The sequence below is a fragment of the Halobaculum litoreum genome (assembly GCF_030127125.1).
In the GTDB taxonomy this organism is placed as follows: Archaea; Halobacteriota; Halobacteria; order Halobacteriales; family Haloferacaceae; genus Halobaculum; species Halobaculum litoreum.
The window spans coordinates 2,316,034-2,342,439 of record NZ_CP126156.1 but is presented as its reverse complement, the minus strand read 5'-3'; the positions used below and the strand labels follow the sequence as shown (position 1 = coordinate 2,342,439).

Here is a 26,406-nt window from a genome sequence, read left to right as displayed (position 1 = left end):
GATGCCCCACCAGTGCACCAACTGCGGCCGCACGTTCGCCGACGGCTCCAAGGAGATGCTGTCGGGCTGTCCGGACTGCGGGGGCAACAAGTTCCAGTTCCGGCCCGCGGGCGCGGGCGACCCCTCGACGGCGGACGACGCGGCGACGGAGTCGGACCCGTCGCCGTCCCCGGCCGACGCCGCGCGGACGGAGCGGACGGAGCCGACCCGGTCCGACGCAGCGACCGAGCCGGTCGCGGACCGGGCGGCTCCCGCGGAGCGGTCGCGGTCGACGCCGGCCGACGGCGACCCGAGCGCGACGACCCCGCCGGCCGCGACCGACGCCGGCGAGGACGGCGCGCAGGCCAGCGCCCGCTCGGAGATCGTCTCCGAGGACGAGATCGCCGCCGCGGCGCCGGAGCCCGGCGAGTCGTCCGCGACCGCCGACGCCGGGGTGCCGCGGAGGCCGCCGACGACGGCGGCGACTCCGAGCCGGTCGACCCGAACCTCGACGCGCTGCGACAGAAGCTCAACGACCAGTTCGAGTCGATCCGCATCGTCAGCCCGGGCCAGTACGAACTGAACCTCATGGAACTGTACGACCGCGAGGAGTACATCATCTCGCTGCGCGAGGACGGCCGCTACGTCATCGAGATGCCCGAGAGCTGGGACGACCGCTGAGCGACGGCGGCCGGCGTTCCACCCGAACCGACGGCCTCCTCGTCCGGCCCCGATCGCCGTTCCACGCGAACCGGCCCCCTCTCCTCCCGACCTCGGTGGTCGTTCCACGCGAACCGGCCCCCTCTCCTCCCGACCTCGGTGGTCGTTCCACGCGAACCGGCCCCCTCTCCTCCCGACCTCGGTGGTCGTTCCACGCGAACCGGCCCCCTCTCCTCCCGACCTCGATCGCCGTTCCACCCGAAACGGGTCCCTTCTCTCCAGCCGTCGTCCGGTTCCGGTAGAGCCTTGCCGGCGCCGGCACCGATCCGACCCGAATGCTGTCCTCGGTGCGCGAGCGCGTCCGGTCGGCGCTGCTCCGGTTCCCCGCCCTCCTCGCGGCGGTCGGCCTGCTCGACCGCGAGAAGGGCGAGGAGGCGTTCGACCTCGCCGTCCCGGTGATGGTGACGGGGGGACTGCGGACGCTCCTGCGGGTGGCCGACTTCCTGATGGTGGGACTGTACGCCGGCGGCGCCGCCATCGCGGCCCTGGAGTTCGGCTTCCAGTACTACTTCGTCCCGTTCGGGCTGGCGCTCGCGCTCACCTCCGGCACCATCAGCGTCGTCTCCCGGTTCCAGGGCGCCGACGAGCCGGCGGAGGCGAACTTCGCGATCAAGCAGTCGCTGTGGCTCGCGCTCGCGCTCGCCGTCCCGATCACGCTGTTCACCCACTTCTACAGCGAGGAACTGATCGGCGTCCTCACGAACGACCCGCGGACCATCGCCCTCGGCGGCGACTACCTCCGCGTGGTGATGTACTCGGTGGGGTTCCGCTTCTGGTCGATGATCGCCGCCCGGGCGCTCGCCGGCTCCGGCGACACCCGGACGCCGATGTACGTTCGGCTGCTCACCCTCCCCACGAACGTCGGGCTGAACGCGGCGCTCATCTTCGGACTCGGCCCGTTCCCCGAACTCGGCGTCGTCGGCGCCGCGTGGGGCACCGTCGCGGCCACCACCCTCGCGGGCGTCGTGTTCGCGTGGGCGCTGCTGTCGGGGCGGTACTCCGTGCGGCTCCCGGTCCGGGGCAAGCAGTGGGACACCGACGTCGCGCGCGAACTGGTCCGGGTGAGCCTCCCGCTGGCCGGCACCCGGCTGTCGCGGACGTTCGGCCGGTTCCCGTTCCTGTTCGTGTTGGGCGTCCTCGGCACCGAGGTCGTCGCCGCGTACGCCATCGGTCGTCGGGTGATGCTGCTGGCGCTGATGCCGGCGTGGGGGTACTCCACCGCCGCCTCCACCCTCGTCGGGCAGGCCATCGGCGCGGGCGACGAGGAGGAGGCCGACGAGTACGGCTGGCAGACGCTCCGCCTCGCGCTCGTTACGCAACTGCTCATCGGCGGGCTCATCGCGCTGTTCGCCCGGCCACTGGCGGCGGCGTTCGGCTCCGAGAGCGTCGACCTCACCGTCACGTTCATCCGCGTGTTCGGCCTCGGCGTCGCCGGCTTCGCGGTGGCCCGGACGATGCGCGGCGGCCTGCGCGGCGCCGGCGACACCCGGTGGCCGCTGTACGGCGGCCTCCTCGGCACCTACGCCGTCCGCCTGCCGATCGCGGTGCTGGCGCTCCCCGCGGGGTACGCGGTGACGCTGTTCGCCGGCCCGCTCGCGGCGACGGTCGGGCTGGCCCCGCTCGTCGTCCCGCTCCCCGGGATGGACCTGGGGCTGATCGCGGTGTACGCGGCCATCGTCGGCGACCTGTACGCCCGCGCGGTCGTCAACCTCGTGCGCTACCACAGCGACGCGTGGAAGCGCGTCGCCCGCGAGTCCGGCGTGGGGGCGTCGGCGGACGCCGACTGAGCCCGTCCCCCGAGGGAGCGTCACGCCGCCCGTCGCGAGGAAACGACCCACGGACCGCCGCGACCGCGCGACGCGGCGGCGGCGTATTGAAGCCTTTATGCACCACGCCACGCCACGTCGGGGCATGAGCAAGGCGACGAAGATCGTGCTCGGTACCGTCGGTGTCTCGGCCGTCCTCTCGGTCGGCATCATCCTCGTTCTCGCGTTCGGGTAGATGGCCGGCTTCGAGCGGCGCGACCTGCGCGCCGACGTCGCGGCCGTCCGCGAGGCGTACGCCCCGGACAGCGTCGTCCTCGACGCGGCCGCGGACTTCGAGACCGTCCCGCCGGAGGCCGCCGAGGAACTCGGCCTCCTCGTCGACCGCCTCGACCCGGCGGCGTACCCGACCGAGTGGCTCCCCGAGGACGCGCCCGCACAGCTCCGGCGCTACGCCGGCTCGGACTTCACCATCGGGATGCCCGGCGACGGGACCGTCGTGTGGACCCGCCAGACCGTCCCGCCGACCGTGCTCGTCAAGCAGCGGGCCGAGGGGACGCCCGAGGACTTCCTCGGGTTCCTGTTGGCGGAGGCGTTCGTCGAGGTGTGGCTCGACGTGCCCGAACACTTCCTCCCGTTCTTCGGCGAGGCGTACCGCGACCTCGACGCGGCGACGCCGCTCGGGCCGAACGAGACGTACCAACTGGCCGCCGCGCTGTTCGACGCGTGGGTCGGACTCGAAGCCCGCGAGGAGTTCCGGGCGTGGGACGACCCCGACGCCGACGCGGTCGACGCGGCAGACGCGGCAGGGGGACCGCCGCCGGCCGCGACCCACCGGCGGACCGCCACCACCCCGCGGTCCACGCCGCGTGGGTCGACGCGGGCGAGCGACTCGTCGACCGCCTCGACGACCTCTCGGCGGAGGTCGCCACCGGCTCGCTGTCGTTCACGGCGGCGACGGAGTACGCCTGCGCCGCGGTGAAACACGACCTCGACCTGCCCGCGCCGTTCTCGGCGCTCGACACCGCGGCGTACCGCGAACACGGCCCCGACTACGCGGTGCGGTGGGCCGAGAAGACGTTCGAGAAACTGGCCGAGTAGCGTCGCCGGCGGTCCCCTTCGAAGTCGGGCCGCGACTACTCCTCGTCGAGGTCGACGCTCACCGTCACGTCGCCGCCGTCGTCGAGGTCGATCACCACGTCGAACAGCGACCGGAAACGGTCGAGCACGTCGTCGTCGTGGACCTCGTGGGAGAGGTGGAACAGGCCGACGGCGTCGTGTTCGCCGAGCAGGTCGAGCATCTCGACGGTGGCGTCGTACACCCCGTCGACGTCCGCGTAGTACGCCAACTCGGTGAGCGAGTCGACGCTGAGGCGGCGCTTCCCGGCGTGCGACGAGAGGAAGCGTTCTACCTGCTCGACCACGCCGTCGAGGTCGTCCGGCGCGGAGACGTAGTGGAAGTGGTCGGAACTGCGCCGCGAGTAGCCGCGCTCGACGGAGATGGTGTCGAGGATCTCCGCGCGCGACTCGTCGACGTCGTAGTGTTCGAGCTTCTGTTCGACCTCGCGGGCGGTGGTTCGCGTGGAGACGACGAGGAAGTTGTCCGTGTCGGCCTTCAGGAAGTCCGTGTCGATGCGGTCGGTCTCGCCGATGCTCGGGTGGAGGAGGAGGACCCCCGTTCCGCCGGGGATGGTGGTGTCGACGTCGCCGACGGCGAGCGTGTAGTCCATGGTACCGACACCGGCCGCTCGGACTTAAAATCCGTTGGGGGCGACGCCCGACGGGCCCGGCGCGCGGCGGCGGCGAGAACCCGGCCGCTCAGAACTCGTCTTGGACGATCCCGAGCACCTCCTCGCGGTCGTCCCACGCGACGAAGATGGCGACGGAGGTGGCGGAGGTGATGATGTCCTGCACGGTGATGCCGGCCTCGGCGATGGGGCCGACGATGTCGGAGACGACGCCCGGCCGGTTCGGGAGCTCCCCGCCCATGACGCGGATGACGGCGTAGCCGCCCTCGGTGGACACCGACGAGAGCGAGCCGTCGCCGACGACCACTTCGTCGTGGAGCGCCGCCTCGGCGCGCTCGGCGGCGGCGGTGTCGACGTAGAACGTCACCGAGTCCATCCCGGAGGCGACGGCGTCGATGTTGATCCCTTCCTCCCGGAGCGCCTCCGAGAGGTCGGCGAGGATCCCCGGCCGGTTCCGGATGGCGCGGCCGGCGACCGTGATGCACGCGAGCTCCTCCTCGCGCATGTCGATGAGGTTCTCGAAGCTCCCCTCGATGCGGGTGCCGCCGCCGAGCAGGTCGCCGTGCTGGTAGTGGACGACGCGCACGTCGAGCCCCTCGTCCTTGTACACGAGCGCGCTGGGCGCGATCACCTCGGCGCCGCGGAACGAGAGGTTGCGGAGCTCGTCGACGGTGATGCGCGCGACGTTGCGCGCGCCCTCGACGACGTGGGGGTCGCCCGTCATCACGCCCTCGACGTCGGTGACGATGACGACCTCGTCGGCGTCCATGTACTTCCCGAGCATGACGGCGGTCGTGTCGGAGCCGCCGCGGCCGAGCGTCGTCACCTCGCCGTCGAGCGTCTGCGCGAGGAAGCCCGTGATGACGGGGACGACGCCGTCGAGCTTCGCGGCCAGCGCGGCCGCGCGCTCCCTCGTCGCCTCGACGTCGACCTCGCCGACGTCGTTGGTGATGACGGGCCAGTCGTCGACGCCCGGTTCGAGGAAGACGGCGTCGACGCCGCGGGCCGAGAGGGCGGCCTTGAGCATCCGGACGGAGGTGCGCTCGCCCATCGAGACGATCTGCGCGCGGTCCTGGTCGCCGACCTGGAAGGTGATCTCGTCGAGCAGGTCGTCGGTGGTCGACCCCATCGCGCTGGCGACGACGGCGATCTCGTGTCCCTCCTCGACGGCCGCCGCGATCGAGTCGGCCGCGCGCTCGACGCGGTCGCCCGACCCCAGCGAGGTGCCGCCGAACTTGGCGACGACGCGCATCAGGCGCCCACCCCGGTTCGGACCGGTGGACGTACGTGAGATTCTCGGAGATTCATGCCGCCGGATAACACGGGTCGCTGTTTAACCCTGTCCTCTGTCGCAATGGTCGCCGCGGTGCGGTCGGCCGACACGACGCGATCGGCGGGTCGTCCCCGTGCCTCCCGTCGACCGCCGGTCCGGGTCGTCAGCGCGGGAAACCGCCGCGCTCGGGCGTTCGCGGTCCGTTCGGGGCGTGTTCCCCGTCACGGGGTGTTTTTATTCCCGCCCCGACACGAGCGGGTATGGTCGGACGCAGCAGGCGGTTCGCCCTCGCCGACACCGCCCAACAGATCGTCGGGGGGTTCCTCCTCGCGGGGCCGTTCGTCGTCACCGACGAGGTGTGGGGGCTCGCCGTCGGGATGGAGTGGTACCAGGCGGTGACGACGGCGATCATCGTGCTCCTCGTCGGCTACGGCGCCCTCTACAAGGCCGACGACGAGCGCGACCCCGACCGCGAGGCCGAGGTGGGCGGGATCCCCCTGCGGTTCGTCTCGCTCATCGCGGTCGCGTACCTCTCGGTCGCGATCCTGGCGCTGTCGTTCGACGCCCCCGCGACGCTCATCCCGAACCACGTCGAGCCGCCGGTGTCGATGCGCGATCAGGTGTACATCACGCTGAAGGCGATGAGCGTCGGCGCCGTCTTCTCGGTCATCGGCGCGGCGACCGCCGACTCCGTGTTCTGACCGGGATCGGCGATCCACCCCGTCCGCCCGCGCCGACCCGCTCCGCCGCCCGACCCTCCACCGACCCGCTCCGCCGCCCGACCCTCCACCGACCCGCTCCGCCGCCCGACCCTCCACCGACCCGCTCCGCCGCCCGACCCGCCGCTCGATCCCCCGCCGGTCCGACGGACCCGTTCGATCCCTCCCTCACTCCCCCTCGAACAGGCGGCTGCCGATCCGTTCGGGGAGCCCCGCCTCCGCCACCGCCTCGGCGACGGCCTCGACGTCGTACGCGACCCGCCGCAGGTCGACCTCCCGCGCCGCCACGTCGAGCACCGCGTACGCCGCCCGCGGGTCGCCGTCGCGGGGCTGGCCGACGCTCCCGGGGTTGACGACGACGCCCCGGGGGAACGACTCCGTGCCCTGCAGGTGCGTGTGGCCGAACACGAGCGCGTCCAGCTCCCACTCGTTCGCGTCGAGCCGGTCGGCCGCCCGCGCCAGCAGCCGCTCGGACATCTGGTGCGGGTAGGTGTAGCGGTCGGGGTCGTCGGGGTGGCCGTGGACGACCGCGACCCGGCCGTCGGCGACGGTGCGCCGCTCGGGGAGGTTCGACAGCCACGCGAGCGCGTCGTCGTCGAGCGCCTCGCGGGCGTACTCGACGCCGGCTTTCGCCATCCCGTTGAACCCCGCGGTCGACCCGCCGGCGACCGCGCGGTCGTGGTTCCCCAACACGGTCGGCACGTCGCGCTCGCGGAGCATCGCGACACACTCCCCGGGCCACGGGCCGTAGCCGACGACGTCGCCGGCGCACACGAGGCCGTCGACGGGCGGCATGTCCGCGAGGACGGCCTCCAGCGCGATCCGGTTGCCGTGGACGTCCGAGAGCAGTCCCAGTCGCATGGCCGGGGCAACGACGCCCGGCGTGTTACCTCCGGCGGCGCGTCGCCCGTCCGCTCACTCCGCGTCGCCGTCGGGCGCGGCGTTCTGGAGGCCGTACCCGACGCCGCCGTCGCCGACGCGGACGCCCGCCGCACACACCGCGTGTTCGTACTCGAGGCCGTAGGCGGTCCGCGCGGCCGCCACGGCGGTCCGCGGCGCGAACTCGAACGGCCGCGGGTCGTCCTCCTCGTACGTCGCGACGAGGTGCGGCTCGTCGACCGCGCGGACGACCAGCGCGTCGCGGCGGACGATGCCGACGTAGCCGGCGTCCGCCTCGACGATGCCGGCGACCCGGGGCGTGTCGTAGTCGTCCTTCTCGTAGTCCATCGCGTGGAGCGCCTCGACGAGCGCGTCGCGGGCCGGGTACCCCCGATCGTACTTCTCGGCGATCGGGTCGACGTGGGAGCCGTTGCCGATCACGGCGCCGTCGCCGGCCGTCCGGGCGCAGTTGTACGAGACGTAGGGGTTGTCCGTCGCCTCGGCCTCGGCGGTCGGCACGACCGTCAGCGTGTCGTCGCCGCGGCGGGTCACCTGTCGGTTCGGGAACGAGCGCGAGGAGACCCGATACGCGCCCACCTTCGGCCCGACCACGACGAATCGTCCGATGTACATACACGAGTGTGGATACTCACTCGACAAGTAGGTAGTGATCTATACACGGTCGGGCGGGCTCCCGCGGCGGACGCCCGCCGCCGACGCGCTGAACGAGCGTTCAAAAAGTTTATCGGGGCGTCACCCGTGGATGGCCTCAGTACCCGTGTCACATTCAACCCCAGTCGCCGTGGCGGTGTGTGCCCTCCTCGTTCTCGGCGGCGTCGCCGGCGTCGCGGCGCCCGCCAGCGCCGACGTGTTCGTGACGATGACGACGAGCGTCTCCACCGAGGACCCCGTCCCCGACGAACCGTTCACGATCACGACCACGCTGGCGAGCGACGACGCGGGCGACGACACCTACCGCGTCATCGACCTCTCCGTCGTCGAGGTCGACGACCGCAGCTACGACGACGACGAGGAACTCGCGGCGCTCGACGTCTCCGACTCGCTGGCGCCCGGCGCCGCGCGGACGTACGACCTGAACGTGACCCTCGAGGACACCGGCGAGCGGACCGTCTACGTCCACGCCGTCCTGCTCGGTCCCCGCGGCGACCGGAAGTACGTCGTCCAGCCGGTGACCGTCGACGTCGACCAGCCGAACCCGCAGTTGGAACTCGACGTGACCGACGCGGTCGTCGGCGCCGAGCGAACGGTGAACGTCACCGTCGCCAACGGGCTGGAGTCGACCGTCCGCCAACTCGACGTGCGCGTCGACACCGACGCCGACGCGCTGGCGTTCCGCACGCGGGGTCGCGTGCGCTCGACGCTCGCCGGCGGGGAGACCGCCGTCTTCTCGTTCCCGGTGCGAGCGACCGAAGCCGGCCGGTTCCCCGTGACCGTCGAACTCAGCTACAGCCTCGACGGCGACCGGCGTAGCGTGACCCGGACGTTCGGTGCCGACTTCTCCGAGCCGCAGAACCCCGGTCGGATCCGGCTGACCGGCGTCAGCGTCGTCCGCGGCGACGACGGCGTGCTCCAGATCGCCGGCAGCGCCGCGAACGTCGGCGGCACCGACGTCGAGAGCGTGCTCGTCAGCGTCGTCGAGGACGACGGCGTGACGCCCGCCGACCCCCAGCCCGACTACTTCGTCGGCGGCGTCGAGGGGAGCGACTTCGCCTCCTTCGACCTCAACGCCGAACTGTCGGGCGACCGCACCACGGTGCCGGTCCGCGTCGAGTACGTCGTCGACGGCGTCGAGCGCTCGTTCACGACCGACGTGCGCGTGAGTCAGGCCGCGCTCGCGACGCCCGAACCGCCCCAACAGGGCGGCCCGCTCGGCGGCGTGCCGCTCCTCCCGACGGTGTTGGGCGTGCTCGTGGTCGTGCTCGCGGCCGTGCTGGTGATCCGCCGCCGATGACGGACTCCGACGACGGCCCCGTCGCGGACGGCGCCGCACCCGCCCCCGACGGCGCGGGCGTGGCCGAGGCGGTCCCGGCCGCCGCGAGCGGCGCCGACGCCGCCGGCGACGCGGCGACCCCGATCATCTCCGGGCGCGACGTGGTGAAGGAGTACGTCACCGGCGGCGAGACGGTGCGCGCGCTCCGCGGGATCGACTTCCGCGTCGACCCCGGCGAGTTCGTCGCCATCGTCGGCCCCTCGGGGTCGGGGAAGTCCACCCTCCTGAACATGCTCGGCCTGCTCGACGTGCCGACGAGCGGCGTCGTCGAGCTGGAGGGCGTCGACGTGGAGACGTTCGACGACACCGAGCAGACGCGCAAGCGCAAGGACACCATCGGCTTCGTCTTCCAGAGCTTCCACCTCATCCCCACGCTCACCGCCGTCGAGAACGTGGAGGTGCCCCGCCTGCTCGACCGGACGCCGAAGCGGACCCGCGAGGTCGCCACCGACCTGCTCGAACGGATGGGGTTGGGCGACCGCCTCGGCCACTACCCCGAGGAGCTGTCCGGCGGGCAGAAGCAGCGCGTCGCCATCGCGCGGGCGCTGGTGAACGAGCCGCGGCTCCTGCTGGCCGACGAGCCGACCGGGAACCTCGACCGGGACACCGGCGACCAGATCCTCGCGGAGTTCGACGCCATCACCGACGAGGGCGTCGCCGTCGTCACCGTCACCCACGACGACTACGTCGCGCAGTTCGCCGACCGCGTCGTCAACCTCATCGACGGCACCGTGCGCGAGGACGCGGAGGCGGTCACCGGATGACGCCGCTCGAACGCCTGTGGGGGTCGTTTCCGGCGTTCCTGATGGCGCGGCGCAACGTCGTCCGCGCGAAGACGCGCTCGGCGCTGGCGGTCGCGGTCATCCTCATCGGCGTCGTCGCCATCGGCGCCATCGGCGCCGGCGGCGTCGCCTTCCAGGAGTCGCAGTTCGAGACGCTCGGCACCATCGGCGCGGACGTGCAGGTGTTCGCCGGCGAGGACAACGAGAACGGCTACCTCACGGCGACGGACGTCGGCACGATCGACCGCGTCAGCGGCACCGCAGAGATCGTCCCGCTGAAACAGGAGAACGCCGACGTGATAGAGGACGGCTCGACCGCCGGGAGCGCGACGCTGTACGGCGTCGACGAGCCGACGGAGCTGTACGAGGTCGACGAGGGGTCGATCCCGGCGAACTGGCGCAACGGCGTGCTCGTCGGCTCGACGCTCGCCGACCGCTACGACCTCCGCCCCGGCTCGAAGGTGACGCTCAGCCGGACGACCATCGAGGACGGCGAGGCCGTCCGCCGGACCGACGAGTACCGCGTGAAGGCGGTGCTCGCGCAGGCCGGACAGGCCGACATCGCCAACCCCAACGAGGCGTTCGTGCTCCCGACGCGGGAGTTCGACGACGACGTGTTCGCGCAGGTGATCGTCCGCGCCGACGACGCGACGACGGCCAACGAGACGGCGATGGCGATCAAGCGGACGTTCAACGGCCGCCGCCAGCTCGTCGGCGTGTTCGAGCGCGGCGACGTGGCCGAACAGATCGACGAGGCGTTCCGGCTGATCAACCTGTTCCTCGTCGGCATCGGCGCCATCTCGCTGGTCGTCGCGGGCGTGTCCATCGCGAACGTGATGCTGATGGCGGCGATCGAGCGGCGCGAGGAGATCGGCGTGCTCCGGGCGGTCGGCTACGAGAAGGTCGACATCGTCCGGATCATGCTCGCGGAGGCGACGCTGCTGGGCGCCATCGGCTCGCTGCTCGGCGGCGCGGTCACGCTCGCCATCGTCGCCGTGATCAACGACGCGCTGTTGGGCGCGCCGTTCGCGTACTCCGCGGCCGCGCTCCAGTACGTCGTCGGCGGGATGGTGTTCGGCGTCGTCGCCAGCCTGCTCGCCGGCATCTACCCCGCGTGGCGGGCCGCGCGCGAACGCCCGGTCGAGGCGCTGCGCGGGTGACGCGGTCGCCGCGTCGCCGCCGGCGTCGCCTCGCCCCCGGTTTCGAGGAGTTCATTACCGCCCGTCCGCGAGATGGACCAACCGATGAGCGAACCCGGCGACGACGAGGTCACCGTGTGTGACGACAGGAGCGAAGTGGAGACGCTCATCATGGAGGCGACGTACCGCGCGCTGACCGAGCACGGGTACGCCGACCTGACCGTCGCCCACATCGCCGAGGAGTTCGAGAAGAGCAAGTCGCTGCTGTACTACCACTACGACTCCAAGGACGACCTCATCGCCGGCTTCCTCGGGTTCGCGGGCGACCACTTCCTCGCGATGCTCGACGCGGCCGAGCGCGAGGCCGACGACCCGCTGGACCGGCTCCGGGCGTTCGTCGACATCTACCTCGCCGCGGAGGTCGACGACGAGATGACCGCCGCCCAGCGGGCGATGATCGACCTGCGCGCGCAGGCGGTGTCGGAGCCGCGCTTCCGCGCGGAGTTCGACCGCATCGACGCCCACATCCGCGACCGGCTCGCGGAGGCCGTCGCCGACGGCGTCGCCGACGGGACGATCGACGACGACGCCGACCCCGAGGCGGTCGCGACGTGGCTGCTCGCGGCGCTGACGGGCGCGATGCTCCAGCGGCACACCGCCGAGTACGACGTGGTGTCGCCGGTCCGGGCGATGGTCCACGGCCGCCTCGACGAGTTCGAGGCCGGCCGGGACGACTGACGCCGCCGCCGGGAGCGCTCCGGCGGGTAGGCTTTGGCGCCGGCCGTGGTGCGGTTCGTATGAGCGAAGCGACAGCTTCAGTCGACGAGGCCGACCCGGACGCGACCGCCGAGGCGGCGCCCGCCGCGGACCGCCGCTCCCTCTCGCGCATCGGGCGGGTGCTGTTCGGGCTCGGGCTCGCCCTGCAGGCGTCGGAGGACTTCCGCGACATGGAGGACACCGTCGAGTACGCCGACTCCGCGGGCGTGCCGATGCCCGAGATCGCCGCCCCGTTCGCGTCGGGGATGATGCTCGTGTGCGGGCTCGGCGTCGCGCTGTGGCGGCTCCCGCGGCTCTCGACGGGGGGCGCCGCCACCTTCCTCGCGGTGGTGACGGCGACGATGCACGACTTCTGGAACGAGGAGGGCGACGCCAGCGGGGAGCGCCTCGCGTTCTTCGGCAACCTCGCGATGTTCGGGGCGGCGCTGGCGTTCCTGCGGGAGGCGTACCGCCGGTGAGCGCGCCGTCGGACGGTATCGGACCGCCATCGGATCGGTAGCTGACGACACACCTTCTTGCCCGGTCGTGGCGACGTGACGACACGATCCGGGATGAGTTCGATCCTCGTCGCGTACGCGACCGGTGAGGGACAGACCGCGGCCGTCGCCGACCGGGTCGGCACGGTCGTCGGCGGGCGCGGCCACGACGTCGACGTGGTCGACCTCGGGGGGGACGCCGCCCCCGGCGTCGTCTCGTACGACGCGGTGATCGTCGGCTCGTCGGTCCACTACGGACGCCACGGGAAGCGGGTCCGCCGGTTCGTCCGCGACAACCGGGCGGCGCTGGCGGCGCGGCCGACGGCGTTCTTCCAGCTCTCGCTGGCGTCGGCCGAGGGCTCCGACGACGCGGTCGCGGAGGCCGCGGGCTACGTCGAGGCGTTCCTCGAGGCGGTGGACTGGCACCCCGACCGCGTCGCCCAGTTCGGCGGCGCGTTGCGCTACTCGAAGTACGGCTTCCTGCGGCGACTGGTGATGCGCCGGATGGTCGGCGACAGCTTCCCCGAGGCCGACCCCGCCGGCGACACGGAGTTCACCGACTGGGACGAGGTCGAGGCGTTCGCGAACGACGTGGCGGCGTTCGTCGAGGGACGACTGGGGGCGGCGCCCGACGCCGGCGCGGACGCGACCGATCCGGCCTCGTAGCGCCCCCGCACCGCGGTCGCCTTCGCAACACTCATAACGTCGTATCGACTACCCGAAAGCGCAGACACGCAGCAGTCCCATGGGGTAGTGGCCAATCCTGTTGCCTTCTGGGGGCAACGACGAAGGTTCGAATCCTTCTGGGACTACTCCCGTTCTGTCGATTTCCGTTGCACGTCCACCCCGACCACGTCTCGTGTTCTCCAGTCGAAACGAAGGGGTTCCGCCATCGGTTCGTCAGGTGTTACCCGTTTTCTCACAACACGATGGTCGGATGAAATACGGCGGGGTAGATACGGGCTGGAGACCATTCCAGTGTACGAAACATCGTGCCACTACCATTCGACGACCAACTCCGCGCCCTCGGAAGCCCCGCGCGGCGACGAGTGCTGGTCGAACTACTCGGGCGAGAACCGGACGCGACCGTTCCGATCGGGTCGACGTTGGCCGCGGGGGAGCCGAACACCGAGCGGGCTCGGCTCCTGTTGTACCACACCCACCTCCCGCTGTTGGCACAGATGGGCGTGGTCGTCTCGGTCGACGCCGACGAGCACGTCCGGCGTGGCCCCTCGTTCGGGGACATCCAGCCGCTGTTGGAGCTCCTGGTCGCGAACCGTGACCTGTGGGACGGGACGTTCACCGTGCCGCGCTCGGCGTCGGACTGATCCGCCCGCCGAGACGGCTCAGACCGACCCGGAGTCGGTGGGCAACCCTTGTGCCAACAGCCGCCGGGTGACGACGATCATCCCGTTCCCGAACCCGGTCCCGAACACCGCGTGCTCGTCTCCGGTTCCCGTGAGGAGCGTACTGACGAGGATGGCCGAGCGGTCGACCAACAACAGGCGACCGATCGCGGGGTCGGTCGGCGTATGCTCGTCGCTCTCGAGCCACTCCAGTCCGGAGACGAACACCCGTGCACTGGGCACGCGACGCTCGACGGTGTCGCGCACGGCCTCGGACGCCGTCCCGATGAACAGGTCGACCGACCGGGCGAGCGACGTCAACGTCTCCACGAGGTCGTCGGTCAGCAACGACGCTTCGCCGAGCACGAACACGACCTCCGACTCGGCGGCGGCGATCAGGTCCTGACTGCGATTGGCGATCGGTGTCCGTCCCGTCAGCGTCCACACCTCCTGCACCGGCCCCTCGTCCGGCTCCCCGACCGGTTCGGTGTCGTGCAGGGCGCGCTGGAGGCGCTCGAACCGCTGTTCGTGTTCGTCTTGGAGGGTTCGCACCGCCTCCTCGACGGGCACCGCCTTGAACCGTTGCGGCGTCGAGTGTTGCACCTGGACCAACCCCCGCGCCTCCAGCACCCGCACGGCGTCGTACACGCGGGTGCGCGGGACGGACGTGATCTCGCTGAGGTCCTTCGCCGTCCCCGTCGGGAGCCGCGACAGCCCGACGAAACAGGCGGCCTCGTACTCCTTGAGTCCCAACTGTTGGAGGAGCTCGACGGCCTCGCTGACTGTTTCGTCGTCTGTCATGATGGGGTCCCGTCGGCGCGTGGGCCTCGGACGTTGTCCACACTTTCACTATGTGAGTTAATAATGGTTCGCACTGGCGGATCGGGACGGATCGCCGAACCACGACGCTCGGCACGGAGGTAGTCGAAGACGTGGCGTGGTGGCTGAGGGCCGCCAGTTCGCCTCGCCGCGCGTCCAACGGTGTTAACGTGTTCACTCACAATCTGCCGACCAACTGTGTTCACCCGGATAATCAAAAATTGTATCACCACCCGACGCGTAGCCGGGTGTACAACTCGTCTCACTCGTCCGGTGGCATCGGTCCGCCCCGCAGTCGGGGAGACGGCGGCGAAGGAGTTCCACAGAGTCAATGACCACAGACCCACACGGTGACCCGCACGCGACGGCGATCGCCCAGCTCAGACACCTCGGACTGAGTACGTACGCCGCGCGGACGTTCGTCGCGCTCACGGCGCTGGGGACCGCGACCGCCAAGGACGTGAGCGAGGTGTCGGACGTCCCCCGGACCCGCGTGTACGACGCGGTCGACGAACTCCACGAACTCGGCCTCGTGGACGTCCAGCAGGCGCACCCGAAGCAGTTCTGGGCCGTCTCGGCGGAGTCGGCCGGGCGGACGTTCCGCAACGACCTCCAGCACCGGACGGACCAACTCACGGCGGCGCTGTCGGCGATCCGCGCCGCCGACGGCCGCGGCGAACAGCGCGGCGTGTGGACCGCGAACGGCCGGGCGGCCGTCACCGACCGGGTCGTCGAGTTCATCGACGACGCCGAGTCGGAGATCGTCTACATGACCGTCGAGGAGTTGCTCGACGATCAGGTGCTCGACGCCATCGAGTCGGCGGCCGACCGCGGCGTCTCGATCGAACTCGCCGGGAGCCCACCCGGGGTCGAAGAGCGCATCCTCGACGTGGCGCCCGACGCGTCCGTGTTCGACTCGCTGTGGCTGTGGTCGGACACGCCCGCTGGTCGGCTCCTGATGGCCGACGGCACCCGCACGCTCGCGAGCGTGCTCACGGCCGACGGCGACGACGACCACGACGAGGCGACCGAGACGGCGATCTGGGGGGTCGGCGAGTCGAACAGCCTCGTCACGGTGTTGAAGGCGCTGTTCACCTGGCGGCTCCACGAGTCGGGACGGGCCGGCGACGCCGACGCCCGCGGGCCGGCCGCGGACGAGTGAGTCGTCTCGAGTTTCACCCGGTTCTTCCTCACAAGAGTGATTCCGCTCCGGAGCGACGGACTCGGTACATGGAAGACCCACATCGGTCGGCCCCGGATGACGGCGAGCCGACGGAGTCGCCGATCGCACACCGGACGTACGACTGGTCCGTGACCGACCCGGTGACGGCGGTCGTCGAGTCGCTGTCTTCGGCGACCGGGGTCGCGCCGGGCGACGTCGACCCGCTTCAGCACGCCGTCGACTGCGACGCGCTCGACCGCCTCGTCCGGTCGGGCGACGGCACGCACGTCGCCGTCTCGTTCACCCACGGCGGCCACGTCGTCTCCGTGACCGGCGGGGGCGGCGTCTCCCTGCGCCCGGTCTGACCGCGCCGCCGCCCCGTCGACGCCGGCCTCGTTCCCCGAGCGCCCCGTCGCGCCCCGCTCACTTGCGCACGTCCAGCAGCGCGACCCGTTCGTGGACGACGGCCGCGAGCGACCCGGCGGTCGCGGCCAGTTCCCGCTCGTCCACGTCGAAGTAGTCGCACACGAGCGCCTCGTCGTAGTCGGTCGCCGTCCCGGGACGGTCGAGCAGGTCGCCCACGGCGTCCGCGGCGGCCGCCTCGTCCCCGGACTCCCCGTCGGCGGCGACGAGCACCACGACCGGCCCCTCGCCCTCGCTCACGCCGACGGTCAGCGCCCGGTCGATCTGTCGGCGGCCGGCGGCGTACAGCATGACCTCGACGCCGCGGTCGCGCGCGACGTTCTCGCCGCGCTCGAACGCCCGGTCCGCCAGCGCCAGCGCCCGTTCGAGGTGCGCGCGGTCGACGACGTAGCGCGCGTCGAACGCCTGCACCGTACACGCCATCTCCTCGCCGATCGCCGTCAGCGCCCCGAGGAACGCGTCGAGGTCGTCGATCCGCGCGGACCCCTCGACGAGCCTCACGAGAAATCACCGAACGTCGCCTGTCCGTCCTCCCCGTCGGCGTCGTCGTCGCCGTCGGCGGCCGCCGCGGAGGCGGCGGCGTCCTCGGTGACGCCGTCCATCGAGGGGTCCTGTCGGCCGGCCGCCCGGAGGACGTTCTCCGCCGTCTTCTCGCGCCCGCGGAGCGCGCCGAGCACGACCGACTTGTCCGCGTCGCGCAGTTCCGTCCGCGTCTCGATGCCGGCCTCGAACAGGCGGCGGGCGCGCTTGCGGCCGACGCCGCGCACGCCCGTCAGTTCGAGCAGTTCCTCGCGGACGCCGTCCTCGACGCGCTTTCTCGCCGCCCGGACGTCGCGGACGACGCCGAGGTCGAGTTCGGTCGCGAGCTGTTCGGCCGCGCCCAGCAGCCACTCGGCGGTGTCGACCTTCCCGCGGATGTCGCCGGGGCCGACGCCGTAGCGCTCGGCGATGCGGTCCTCGTCGACCTCGCTGGCCCAGTCCTCCAGCAGCCGCGCGGTCTTGAGCGCCGCCAGCCAGTCCTCGAAGGCGACGTCGTCGAACTCCGAGGGGGCGTGCCCGAGGAACTCCGCCTCGCGCTCGTAGAACTCCTCCTCGTACGTCTGGCGGTCCCCCGACTTCAGGTACAGCTGGTACATGTCGGGGGTGCGCGCGACGAGGTGGTACAGCCCCAGCGGGGTCACCGTCGGGCCGTCGTCCGCGTCGTCGGCCCCGCCGTCGCCGTCGCCCCCTTCGTCCGCCGCCGCGAGGTCGCTCGCGGTCGCGAACCCGGCCTCGGCGTCGGCGGGCACCTCGCCGTCGCCGGCGGGCCGGCTCCGGCGGTTCGCCGACACGGCGTCGGCGTCGGCCGCCTCCACGCCCTCGCGCAGCCCGTCGACGATCTCGGCGGCCGACATCGGGTCGAGGTACAGCCGCGAGACGGTGTGGCCGATGCCCGTCGCCTGCAGCGCGTCGCCGTCGCGCTCGAGGAAGTCGTTGGCCGCGAGGTAGTCGAGCACCCTGTCGGTCACCTCGGCGAGCCGGGCGTCGTCGTCGGTCTGGCTCGCGTACAGCGTCCGGTCGAGGAACGCGAGCAGCCCCTCCCGCGTCGTGGCGAACCCGGAGGCGACCGTCGCGAGCACGTGGGTGCGCAGCGCGGGCTCGGCGGCCAGCTTCGAGCGGACCGCCTCCGGCTCGGCCCACAGGTAGCGCTCGAACAGTTCGTCCATCGTGTCGCGGTCCTTCGCCAGCAGGATCGCCTCGCCGTACGGGTCCAGCCCGGGCCGGCCCGCCCGGCCCATCATCTGGTGGACCTCCAGCACGTCCAGCGGCTTCATCCCGCCGAACTCGCCGTCGTAGCGGCGCCAGTCGCGGACGATCACCCGCCGGGCCGGGGTGTTGACCCCGGCGGCGAGGGTCGGGGTCGCGCAGATGCACTTGATCAGCCGGTCGCGGAACGCGTCCTCGACGAGGCTGCGGTGCTCGCTCGCGAGGCCGGCGTGGTGGAACGCCGCCCCGCGCCGGACGCAGTCCGCGAGGTCGTCGGAGGTGTCGGTGTCGGAGACGTCGCGGATCTCCTGTGCCAACTGCTCCAACTCGGCCTGCTCGTCGGGGGCGAGCCGCTTCGCCGTCACGTCGCCGAGGCGGCCGGCGGCGGCCTCGGCGTTGCGCCGGGAGTTGACGAACACGAGCGAGGAGCCGCGCTGGCCGTCGACCTCCTCGTCTAAGGCGTCGCCGACGAGCGCGGCCGTCGGCTTCTCCCCGCGGCCGACGGGCACCTCGCGCTGGCTCCCGTCGTCGAAGTTGACGGCGTTGCCGTAGTGGACCCCCGTCTTCAGCTCGATGGGGCGCCAGTCGGACTCGACGAGCGCGGCGTCGAGCCAGTCGGCCACCTCGTGGGCGTTGCCGACGGTCGCCGACAGCGCGACGATCTGGAGGTCGTGGGCGATCCGGCGGAGCTTCGCGAGCGTCACCTCGAGGGTGGGGCCGCGGCCGCCGTCGTCGACGAGGTGGACCTCGTCGGAGACCACGCAGGTGAGGTCGCTCACCCACGGCGCGCCGTTGCGGATGAGCGAGTCCACCTTCTCGCTCGTGGCGACGATGACGTCGCAGGAGGCGAGCCACTCGCCGTCGGACTGGTAGTTGCCCGTGGAGACGCCGACGTCGATGCCGAACTCCTCCCACCGCTCGAACTCCGTCTGCTTCTCGCTGGCGAGCGCGCGCAGCGGCACGATGTACAGCGCCTTCCCGCCGCGCGCGACCGACGACAGCATCGCCAGCTCCGCGATCAGCGTCTTGCCGGAGGCGGTCGGCACGGAGGCGACGAGGCTCTCGCCGTCGGCGACGCCCTTCTCGACGGCCTCCGCCTGCGGCGGGTAGAACTCCGCGATCCCCTCCGCCTCCAGCGCCTCGGGGACGCCGTCGGGCAGGGTCGCGACGTCGGAGGGTTTCATTACCCGTGGTAGCGGGGTTCTCGGGTTTAAGTTGTCGGAGCGGGCCGCCGGCGACCCCGCGGCCCGGGTCGCGTCGTCGCCGCGGCGGTCGGCGCCGCTGGGGGTCGGGGGCGGCCGTCGGCCGGCGATCCGCGCAATTTTTGCGGGGCGACCGAGACGGCCGGACGACGACATGACCGACCCCGTCACAGTCACCGACATCCGGCGGGCGCGCGAGCGGTTCGACCCGGAGATCGTCCGCGAGACGCCCGTCGAGCGCTCGCGCTCGCTGTCGGCGATGAGCGGCGCCGACGTCCGCCTGAAGATGGAGCACCTCCAGCGCACGGGGTCGTTCAAGACCCGGGGCGCGTCGACGAAGGTCGCCGCGGTCGCCGCCGCCGGCGACGCCGATCGGGTGGTCGCCGCCAGCGCCGGCAACCACGCACAGGGCGTCGCGCTCGCGGCCGCGAACGCCGACATCCCCGCGACGGTCGTGATGCCGGCCGACGCGCCGCAGGCGAAGGTCGACGCCACCCGCGGCTACGGCGCCGAGGTGATCCTCCACGGCCGGACGTTCCAACAGGCGGTCGCCCGTGCCCGCGACATCGCCGACCACCCGGCCGCCGTCTTCGTCCACGCGTACGACGACCCCGCCATCGTCGCCGGGCAGGGCACCCTCGGGCTGGAGGTCGCCGAGCAGGTACCGGACCTCGACACCGTGATCGTCCCCGTCGGCGGCGGCGGTCTGATCGCCGGCGTGGCGACCGCCCTCGCCGCCGTCGCCCCCGAGGTCCGCGTCGTCGGCGTGCAGGCCGCGGACGCCGCGACCGTCCCCGACAGCCTCGCGAAGGGGGCGCCGGTCGACCGCGAGGAGACGCGGACGATCGCCGACGGCATCGCCACCGGCGGCGTCGCGGACCTGACGTTCGACGCGATCGAGCGCCACGTCGACGAGGTGGTCACCGTGTCGGACGACGAGATCGCCCACGCGATCCTCACGCTGCTCGGGCGCGCCAAGCAGTTGGTCGAGGGCGCCGGCGCGGCGTCGGTCGCGGCGCTGTGCTCGGGCGATCTTGACGTGAGCGGCGAGACGGTCGTCCCCCTGCTGTGCGGCGGCAACATCGACATGTCGATGCTCGACACCGTGCTCGAACACGCGATGACCGACCGCGACCAACTGCTCCGGCTCCGCGTCCGCATCGAGGACGAGCCGGGCGAGCTGTCGACGCTGTCGACGGTGCTCGCGGACCGCGGCGCCAACGTCCGCCACGTCCGCCACGACCGCGCGGTCGAGGACCTCCGGGTCGGCGAGGCGTACCTCGTGTTCGAGGTCGCCGCTGCCGGCCGCGAGCACGCGACCCGGCTGATGGAGGCGATCCGCGAGCGCGACTACGAGGTCGCGCGGGTCAACTGACCCCCGCGGCGATCCCGCTCGCCCCGTTCACTCGGATCGTGGTACCGTTCCACACTCCAGTCGAAACGAAGGGGTACTCGCCGAGTCGTCCGGCGGTTTCCGGAACTGACACAACGCTGCGAACGTTTCGAGTTGTCCGACGCGCAGCCGTCGGAGCGCACGCGTCCGGCGGTCGCGTGCCGGACTCGTGACGGCGGTCGACCACGACGCTCGCGGCGCCGGCCGTCCGACCCCCTCGGTTCGGGTCGGGGTGGTCGCGCCGCCGGGCGCGTTCGCGCAGCGCCGTTCGCGCTCCCGGCTCGCTACGTTCGCTCGCCCTCGCTCGCCCGGTGTTCGGAGATGATCTCGTCGACCATCGCCTCCGTCTGCTCGCGCTCGCGCTCCTCGGCGCGGCGCTCCCAGTCGGCGATCACCGCCTCCACGTCGCTCTCGCGGGCGACCGCGAGCTCGTCGACCTCCTGTATGGCCACGTCGTCGGCGGGCCCGACGGGCACGTCGCGCTCGAACAGCACCTCGTCGGCGGCGTCCGACAGCCCGCCCGAGCGGAGCACCACGCGCGGCTCCGTCGCCGCGAGGCGCTCGGCGGTCGCCCGGCCCGCGCCGGAGGCGTCCCGGAGGTACACGACGTCGCCGGCGGCGAGCCCGTACTGCTCGTCGGCGTCCTCGATGGCGCGTTTGGTGAACTGCTCGACGGCCTTCACCGGCACGAGGTCGCGCCCCTCGGACACGTCCGCGAAGTTGTCGTGGTCGAGCTTCCACAGCGTCTTCAGCCGCGCGAGCTTCTCCTCCAGCTCCTCGACGGTCTCCTCGGCCTCGTCGCGCTCGCGCTCCAGCCGGCTGTTCTCGCGGCGGATCCGCGTCACCTCGCGGTCGCGACGCGCCTCGAGGCGCTCCTCGCGCCGGGCGTCCGACAGCTCCGCCTCCAACTCCTCGATCTCGTCGTCCTTCGCCGCGAGGTCGTCCTTCAGGTCGTCGACGTGCTCGCGGAGGCGCTCGACCTGCGACTCCAGGTCGCGGATCCGCTTCTCCTCGGGGTCCAACTCGCGGGGCTCGGGCCCGCGTTCCTCCTCCTCGTCGCCGTCGTCGTCGCGCAGGTCAGCCAGCGCCCCCTCGACGGACTGCTCGTCGCCGACGACGCGGGCGATCACCTCCGCGCGGTCGATGCCCGCGGGGATCTGGCGGCCGATGCGCGCGAACTGGTCGGCGTGGGCGTCGACCGCGAACAGCGCCGCCGCCAGCGCGTCGCGCTCGTGGTCGTTGTCGTACGCCTCCTCGCGGGTCCGGTGGAGCTTCTCGTCGACCGGCAGGTCCGACTCGGGGGTCCAGCCGGCGGCGTCGAAGCTCCGCCGGAACTTCTCGACCGTCTCCGGCATCGGCGTCACGTCCGCGGCGACGATCACCGGCCGGCCGCGTTCGACGAGCCACTCGATCAGCGCGGCCGTGTCGGCCGTCCGGGTGGAGTGGACGTCGAAGACGGTGCCGTCGAGGCCGACGACGGCCGCCGCCGTGGTCGTCCCGGGGTCGATGCCGACGATCACGCGGTCGCGGCGCTTCACCAGCGGCTCGAACTCGATGCCGTCGCGGCGCTCGCGCTCGACCTCGACGCGGGTGTCGCCCGAGCGGTTCGCCGAGACGGGGATGTCCTCCGGGCGCGCGGCCACCGAGAACACGGCGTTCTGGTAGCCGCCGTACTTCTCGGTGATGTCCACCTCGTACTCCAGTCCGGCGTCGTCGAGCGCGGCCTCCACCTCGCGGGTGCGCCGCTTCACGTTGCCGTGGATCCGCCGGGTGTAACGGTCCTGACTCCAGCCGCCCTTGCCGGTCGAGCGCCCTCTGGACACCTTCACCGTCGTCGTGTCCGTGAAGGCCGTCACCTCGTAGCCGACGTTCGCGGCCGCGAGGCGGGCGCTGGCCTCCGCCTCCTTCATCGGCTTCTTGCCGTACGGGACGCCGTGGCGGGAGGCGACCCGCGAGAGCGGCTCGGGGCGTTCGTCGCCCGTCACCTGCACGAGCGCGGTGCCGTGGGGGAGCGACCGCAGGAACCGAACGAGGGCGTCCTTGTCGGCGGCGAGTTCGTAGGCGTTGTCGGTGGCGACGATCGCCGGCTCCTCGGACTCGATCCGCCGGCGGAGCTTGCGGTGGGAGACGACGTCCCGTTCGATCGACTCCCCGTCGAAGACGACGAGGGCGTAGGAGGGCGCGTCGCCCCGGATGTCGCCGCTCTGGATGTCGACCCCGAACACGAGGGAGTCGAGCGCGCTCGTCCGGGCGTTCACGGCCGCGTCTTGGCGGCAGGCGTTGAAAAACTCCGCGCCGGGATCACCGTGTCACACTGTCGCACGGAAACCGGGTCCGGCCGGCCACACGACCGCGCGTCCCACGCCTACTCGGCGTCCGGGAACGGCACCTCGACCTCGGTGCCGTCGTCGGGGAGGAACACCTCGCCGTCGAACGCCTCGCGCGCCTCGCGCTCGAAGCGTCGCGCCTGCCCGGCGTACCGCGAGGAGAGGTGCGTGAGCGCGAGTCGCTTCGCGCCGGCGCGCCGGGCGATCCGGGCGGCCTCCGCCGCCGTCGAGTGGGCGGTCTGGCGGGCGCGGTCGCTCGCCTCGTCGAGGAACGTCGCGTCGTGGACGAGCAGGTCCGCGCCCGCGGCGGCCTCGACGGTCGCGTCGACCGGCCGGGTGTCGCCCGTGTAGACGACCCGCCGACCGGGGCGGGGCGGGCCGACCACCTGTTCGGGGTCGATGACGCGCCCGTCGTCCAACTCGACCGACTGCCCCTCGTGGAGCTTTCCGTAGGCGGGGCCGGGCGGGATGTCCAGTTCCGTCTCGGCTTTCTCGCGGTCGAACCGGCCCTTGCGGTCGTGCTCGACGAGCGCGTAGCCGACCGACGAGGTGCGGTGCTCGGTGGCGAAGGTGCGCACCTCGTACTCCTCGCGGGAGAGCGCGACCGCGCCGGCGCGCTCCTCGCGGATCGTCACCGGGAAGCCGGGGTCGTGGCCGGCGGCGTGGACCAACTCGCGGAGGTGGCGCTTCGACCCGGGCGGGCCGTGGATGGCGAGGGCGGCCTCGCGGTCGTTGAAGTCGAGGCTCTGGACCAGCCCGGGGATGCCGAGCACGTGGTCGCCGTGGAGGTGCGTGACGAACAGGTGCGAGACGCCGAACCCGGTGCCGAAGCGCATCATCTGCCGTTGGGTCCCCTCCCCGCAGTCGAACAGGAACTCGTCGCCCTCGCGGTTGAGGTAGACGGCGCTGGGGGCGCGCTCCACCGTGGGCACCGCGCCGCTCGTCCCGAGGAAGGTGACCCGGATCATGCGCGGGAGTGGTGGGGCCGGGGGTGAAACGCTGTCGGAGCGCGGTCGTCCCTCCCGAGGCGCCCGCCGTCCGGCCGCCGCTCCTCGCCGGGGTACAGCGGCGCCGTACCGGGATTAATCCGGGTGAATTCCGATTCGGTAGCCGCACGGTATATCCCCGCGACGCCGCAACGACCGGCCACGATGTCAGGGCACACGACGACGCTCGCCGCGGTCGCCGCGGCACTCATGCTCGTGCTCGCTGGCTGTGGAAGCGGCGTCTCTCCGGGAGCGGGGGGCGCGGTGACCGGCGGCGACGGCGCCGGCTCCGTGAACTTCTACATCAGCGACCAGCAGAACGCGATCGACCAGTTCGAACACCTCAACGTCACCGTCTCGCAGGTCGAACTCGTCCGCGCGGACGCGGCCGACGAGACGACTGACGACGAGACCGAAGCGGCCGACGACGAGACCGAGACGGAGACCGAAGCCACCGAAACCGAGACCGAGACCGACGACGAGGCGGACGGCGGCGAGCGCGTCGCCTACGACGTGAACAACGTCACCGTCGACCTGACGGAGCTGCAGGGCGCCAACTCCACGAAGATCGGCAACCTCTCGGTGCCGAACGGGACGTACACGCAGGTCGTCGTCCACGTGGAGTCGGTGGACGGCACGCTGACGAACGGCGAGTCGGCCGCGGTGAAGCTCCCCTCGAACAAGCTCCGCGTGAACAAGGGGTTCACCGTCGGTGACGGCGAGGAGGTCGACTTCGTGTTCGACATCACCGTGACCGAGCGCGGCAACAACGGCTACATCCTCAAGCCCGTCGCCGGCGAGTCCGGCACCGGCGACGAGGTCGAGATCGAGGAGGTCGACGACCGGACCGAGGACGCCGACGACGAGGCCGAGGACGACGAGGCGTCCGAATCCGAGCCCGAGGACGAGACGCCCGACGACGAGGGCGAGGCGAACGGGAACGGCTCCGACGCCGGCCAGTCGTCGATGGACTTCTACCTCAGCGACGAACGGAACGCGATGGGCGACTTCGCGCACCTGAACGTCACCGTCACCGAGGTCGGCCTCAGGAAAGCGAACGGCTCGTGGGTCGAACACGACGTCGACGACCGATCGGTCGACCTGACGACGCTGCCGGGCGCGAACGCGACGAAGCTCGGCACGTTCGGCGTCGAGGACGGCACCTACACCAAGGTGTTCGTCCACGTCGACGAGATCGACGCGACGCTGGAGAACGGCGAGTCGACGACCGTGAAGCTCCCCTCCAACAAGCTCCAGCTCAACACGGAGTTCACCGTGGGCAACGGCGAGGACGTCGACTTCGTGTACGACATGTCCGTGTTCGAGGCGGGCAACTCCGGGAAGTACATCCTCAAGCCCGTCGTGAGCGATTCCGGCACCAGCGACGAGGTCGAGATCGAAGACGTCGACGAGGACGATTCCGACGACGAGGACGACGACGAGGAGGCCGAACTGACGGCCGCGTTCGTCGGGAACGTCACGGCGGGCGAGAACGCGACCGTCGAGGTGACGCGGAACGGCTCGGCCGTCGAGAACGCCGCCGTCACGGTCGAGCAGGTCGTCGGCGACGACGAGACGACCGAGGCGTACGAGACGGACGCGAACGGGACGGCGACGTTCCTCGTGGACGCGAACGCGACCGAACTGACCGTCGAGGTCGTCGCCGGCGACGACGAGGCCGAGCTCGAGCGCGAGTTCGAGTCGGACGCCGACGAGGACGAGGACGACGCCGACGAGGCGGAGGGCGAGCTGAACGCCTCCTTCGTCGGCAACGTCACGGCCGGCGAGAACGCGACCGTCGAGGTGACGCGGGACGGCTCGGCCGTGGAGAACGCGACCGTGACCGTCGCCCAGCGGGCCGACGGCGAACTGTCGGTCGCGGAGTACGAGACGGACGCGAACGGGACGGCGACGTTCCTCGTGGACGCCAACGCCACCGAGGTGACCGTCGACGTCGTCGACGGCGACGACGAGGCCGAGCTCGAGCGCGAGTTCGAGACGGACGACGACGCCGCCACGGACGGCGACGACGAGGACAACCCCGCGCTGCACGCCGCGGTCTGACGCGCGGCGGTCCGCTCTTCCTCGAACGGCCGCGACCGCGCCGCAGCCGAGCGCTTTCGCCGGCTTTCAGCGACTGGGAACCGGCTCCCGTTTATACCGGGTTGCCGTCCACATGACCACATGTGAGGTGAGACAGATGGCGTACTCGGAAACCAACCCACTCGCGAACGAGTTCGGCTTCGACGTCGGTGGACCGCTGGCTGCCGCCTGGATCGCCCTGCTGCGCGTCGTGACGGGGTGGTGGTTCTTCCACAGCGGCGTGACGAAGATCATCGAGGGCGGCCTGAACTTCGGCTACGGGCCGGCGTACCTGCAGGGGATGACCGGCACCGCGCTGGGTCCCATCCCGGTGTGGATGGGGAACAACCTCGCGTGGCTCATCAAGCCGGGCGTCCCGCTGTTCGAGACGCTCATCGGCCTCGCGCTCATCACGGGCGCGGCCGTCCGGCTGGCGTCGGTCGGCGGGGCGTTCTTCATGACCCTGTTCTGGGTCGGGAACGCCGGCTTCGGCCACGGGCTCGTCAACAGCGACCTGATGGGCCTGCTGCTGTTCGGGACGATGATCGTCCTGGGCGCCGGCCGGTACTTCGGCATCGACGGCGTGCTCGAGACGACCGGTATCGTGGACAAGTACCCGAAGCTGCGGTACCTGCTCGGGTGACCACACGGAGG

25 protein-coding genes, 1 tRNA gene and 3 pseudogenes are annotated in these 26,406 nt (G+C 71.9%); 20 read left to right on the top strand and 9 right to left on the bottom strand.

What is annotated here, in order from left to right:
* The first annotated feature begins 1 nt into the window (after position 1).
* The 5 genes and pseudogenes from P0R35_RS12810 (at position 2) to P0R35_RS16725 (ending at position 3,563) form a co-directional block, all read left to right on the top strand.
* A pseudogene (locus tag P0R35_RS12810) lies at positions 2-660 on the top strand (Zn-ribbon domain-containing protein).
* Positions 661-974: 314 nt separating this feature from the next.
* Positions 975-2,486, top strand: a complete 1,512-nt coding sequence (locus tag P0R35_RS12800; RefSeq protein ID WP_284012846.1) for an MATE family efflux transporter — start codon at positions 975-977, stop codon at positions 2,484-2,486.
* A gap of 124 nt (positions 2,487-2,610) precedes the next feature.
* Positions 2,611-2,700, top strand: a complete 90-nt coding sequence (locus tag P0R35_RS16730) for a hypothetical protein (RefSeq protein WP_432765008.1) — start codon at positions 2,611-2,613, stop codon at positions 2,698-2,700.
* A complete protein-coding gene (locus P0R35_RS12795; RefSeq protein WP_432765007.1) occupies positions 2,701-3,444 on the top strand; it encodes a DUF7089 family protein in 744 nt (247 codons plus the stop codon).
* Entirely contained in the window at positions 3,402-3,563 is a 162-nt protein-coding gene (locus tag P0R35_RS16725; protein ID WP_432765051.1) for a DUF7089 family protein, read from the top strand. Before P0R35_RS12795 ends, P0R35_RS16725 begins: the two co-directional genes overlap by 43 nt.
* A gap of 35 nt (positions 3,564-3,598) precedes the next feature.
* Here P0R35_RS16725 and P0R35_RS12790 read toward each other — a convergent pair whose 3' ends face one another.
* Together P0R35_RS12790 and P0R35_RS12785 are read right to left on the bottom strand one after the other, a co-directional pair.
* On the bottom strand, positions 3,599-4,192 hold the full coding sequence (locus P0R35_RS12790; protein WP_284012845.1) for a DUF7090 family protein: 594 nt from the start codon (positions 4,190-4,192) through the stop codon (positions 3,599-3,601).
* 88 nt (positions 4,193-4,280) lie between these two features.
* The gene (locus P0R35_RS12785) at positions 4,281-5,462 is read right to left on the bottom strand and encodes an aspartate kinase (RefSeq protein ID WP_284012844.1); all 1,182 of its coding nucleotides are present in this window, start codon (positions 5,460-5,462) and stop codon (positions 4,281-4,283) included.
* A 281-nt stretch (positions 5,463-5,743) separates the two neighbouring features.
* Here P0R35_RS12785 and P0R35_RS12780 point away from each other — a divergent pair, with 281 nt between their 5' ends.
* Positions 5,744-6,184 carry a DUF2391 family protein gene (locus tag P0R35_RS12780; protein ID WP_284012843.1) on the top strand — a complete coding sequence of 147 codons (441 nt, stop codon included), beginning with the start codon at positions 5,744-5,746 and terminating at the stop codon, positions 6,182-6,184.
* A 186-nt stretch (positions 6,185-6,370) separates the two neighbouring features.
* Here the strand turns inward: P0R35_RS12780 and P0R35_RS12775 are convergent, their stop codons facing one another.
* Together P0R35_RS12775 and P0R35_RS12770 are read right to left on the bottom strand one after the other, a co-directional pair.
* Positions 6,371-7,063, bottom strand: coding sequence for a metallophosphoesterase family protein (locus P0R35_RS12775; RefSeq protein WP_284012842.1), 693 nt, complete (start codon positions 7,061-7,063; stop codon positions 6,371-6,373).
* Between the two features lie 54 nt (positions 7,064-7,117).
* Positions 7,118-7,714, bottom strand: coding sequence for an IMP cyclohydrolase (locus P0R35_RS12770; protein ID WP_284012841.1), 597 nt, complete (start codon positions 7,712-7,714; stop codon positions 7,118-7,120).
* Positions 7,715-7,844: 130 nt separating this feature from the next.
* Here P0R35_RS12770 and P0R35_RS12765 point away from each other — a divergent pair, with 130 nt between their 5' ends.
* From P0R35_RS12765 to P0R35_RS12730, 8 genes are all read left to right on the top strand, one after another.
* Positions 7,845-9,053, top strand: coding sequence for a COG1361 family protein (locus P0R35_RS12765; RefSeq protein WP_284012840.1), 1,209 nt, complete (start codon positions 7,845-7,847; stop codon positions 9,051-9,053).
* Positions 9,050-9,856 (top strand): ABC transporter ATP-binding protein, encoded by an 807-nt coding sequence (locus P0R35_RS12760; RefSeq protein ID WP_284012839.1) that lies wholly within the window; start codon positions 9,050-9,052, stop codon positions 9,854-9,856. The genes P0R35_RS12765 and P0R35_RS12760 overlap by 4 nt, the downstream gene beginning before the upstream one ends.
* On the top strand, positions 9,853-11,034 hold the full coding sequence (locus P0R35_RS12755; RefSeq protein ID WP_284012838.1) for an ABC transporter permease: 1,182 nt from the start codon (positions 9,853-9,855) through the stop codon (positions 11,032-11,034). Before P0R35_RS12760 ends, P0R35_RS12755 begins: the two co-directional genes overlap by 4 nt.
* An 84-nt stretch (positions 11,035-11,118) precedes the next feature.
* The gene (locus tag P0R35_RS12750) at positions 11,119-11,751 is read left to right on the top strand and encodes a TetR/AcrR family transcriptional regulator (RefSeq protein WP_284012837.1); all 633 of its coding nucleotides are present in this window, start codon (positions 11,119-11,121) and stop codon (positions 11,749-11,751) included.
* Between the two features lie 59 nt (positions 11,752-11,810).
* A complete protein-coding gene (locus P0R35_RS12745) occupies positions 11,811-12,248 on the top strand; it encodes a DoxX family protein (protein WP_284012836.1) in 438 nt (145 codons plus the stop codon).
* 93 nt (positions 12,249-12,341) lie between these two features.
* Entirely contained in the window at positions 12,342-12,932 is a 591-nt protein-coding gene (locus P0R35_RS12740; RefSeq protein ID WP_284014635.1) for a flavodoxin domain-containing protein, read from the top strand.
* Between the two features lie 73 nt (positions 12,933-13,005).
* Positions 13,006-13,078 (top strand) — tRNA-Gln (locus P0R35_RS12735).
* A 237-nt stretch (positions 13,079-13,315) separates the two neighbouring features.
* Entirely contained in the window at positions 13,316-13,594 is a 279-nt protein-coding gene (locus tag P0R35_RS12730) for a hypothetical protein (RefSeq protein ID WP_284012835.1), read from the top strand.
* 18 nt (positions 13,595-13,612) lie between these two features.
* Here the strand turns inward: P0R35_RS12730 and P0R35_RS12725 are convergent, their stop codons facing one another.
* Positions 13,613-14,413: a TrmB family transcriptional regulator gene (locus P0R35_RS12725; protein WP_284012834.1), complete on the bottom strand. Its 801-nt coding sequence runs from the start codon at positions 14,411-14,413 to the stop codon at positions 13,613-13,615.
* 349 nt (positions 14,414-14,762) lie between these two features.
* Here P0R35_RS12725 and P0R35_RS12720 point away from each other — a divergent pair, with 349 nt between their 5' ends.
* A complete protein-coding gene (locus P0R35_RS12720; protein ID WP_284012833.1) occupies positions 14,763-15,593 on the top strand; it encodes a TrmB family transcriptional regulator in 831 nt (276 codons plus the stop codon).
* Positions 15,594-15,661: 68 nt separating this feature from the next.
* Positions 15,662-15,958 (top strand): HalOD1 output domain-containing protein, encoded by a 297-nt coding sequence (locus P0R35_RS12715; RefSeq protein WP_284012832.1) that lies wholly within the window; start codon positions 15,662-15,664, stop codon positions 15,956-15,958.
* A gap of 58 nt (positions 15,959-16,016) precedes the next feature.
* On the opposite strand, the gene cgi121 is transcribed toward P0R35_RS12715, so the two are convergent.
* Both cgi121 and P0R35_RS12705 read right to left on the bottom strand, forming a co-directional pair.
* The gene (cgi121, locus tag P0R35_RS12710) at positions 16,017-16,517 is read right to left on the bottom strand and encodes a KEOPS complex subunit Cgi121 (protein ID WP_284012831.1); all 501 of its coding nucleotides are present in this window, start codon (positions 16,515-16,517) and stop codon (positions 16,017-16,019) included.
* On the bottom strand, positions 16,514-18,946 hold the full coding sequence (locus tag P0R35_RS12705) for an ATP-dependent DNA helicase (protein ID WP_284012830.1): 2,433 nt from the start codon (positions 18,944-18,946) through the stop codon (positions 16,514-16,516). The genes cgi121 and P0R35_RS12705 overlap by 4 nt, the downstream gene beginning before the upstream one ends.
* A 172-nt stretch (positions 18,947-19,118) precedes the next feature.
* On the opposite strand from P0R35_RS12705, the gene ilvA reads away from it, so the two are divergent.
* Positions 19,119-20,339, top strand: a complete 1,221-nt coding sequence (ilvA, locus tag P0R35_RS12700; RefSeq protein ID WP_284012829.1) for a threonine ammonia-lyase — start codon at positions 19,119-19,121, stop codon at positions 20,337-20,339.
* A 302-nt stretch (positions 20,340-20,641) separates the two neighbouring features.
* Here the strand turns inward: ilvA and P0R35_RS12695 are convergent, their stop codons facing one another.
* Entirely contained in the window at positions 20,642-22,615 is a 1,974-nt protein-coding gene (locus P0R35_RS12695; protein WP_284012828.1) for a DUF460 domain-containing protein, read from the bottom strand.
* A 107-nt stretch (positions 22,616-22,722) separates the two neighbouring features.
* A complete protein-coding gene (gene rnz, locus P0R35_RS12690) occupies positions 22,723-23,649 on the bottom strand; it encodes a ribonuclease Z (protein WP_284014634.1) in 927 nt (308 codons plus the stop codon).
* Positions 23,650-23,835: 186 nt separating this feature from the next.
* On the opposite strand from rnz, the pseudogene P0R35_RS16720 reads away from it, so the two are divergent.
* The 3 genes and pseudogenes from P0R35_RS16720 to P0R35_RS12680 all read left to right on the top strand — a co-directional run.
* Positions 23,836-24,399, top strand: a pseudogene (locus tag P0R35_RS16720) (DUF4382 domain-containing protein); the annotation flags it as partial.
* Positions 24,400-24,636: 237 nt separating this feature from the next.
* Positions 24,637-25,053: pseudogene (locus tag P0R35_RS16715) on the top strand (DUF4382 domain-containing protein); the annotation flags it as partial.
* An 817-nt stretch (positions 25,054-25,870) separates the two neighbouring features.
* Complete coding sequence (locus P0R35_RS12680; protein WP_284012826.1) at positions 25,871-26,395, top strand: DoxX family membrane protein; 525 nt, start codon at positions 25,871-25,873, stop codon at positions 26,393-26,395.
* Positions 26,396-26,406 lie beyond the last annotated feature (11 nt).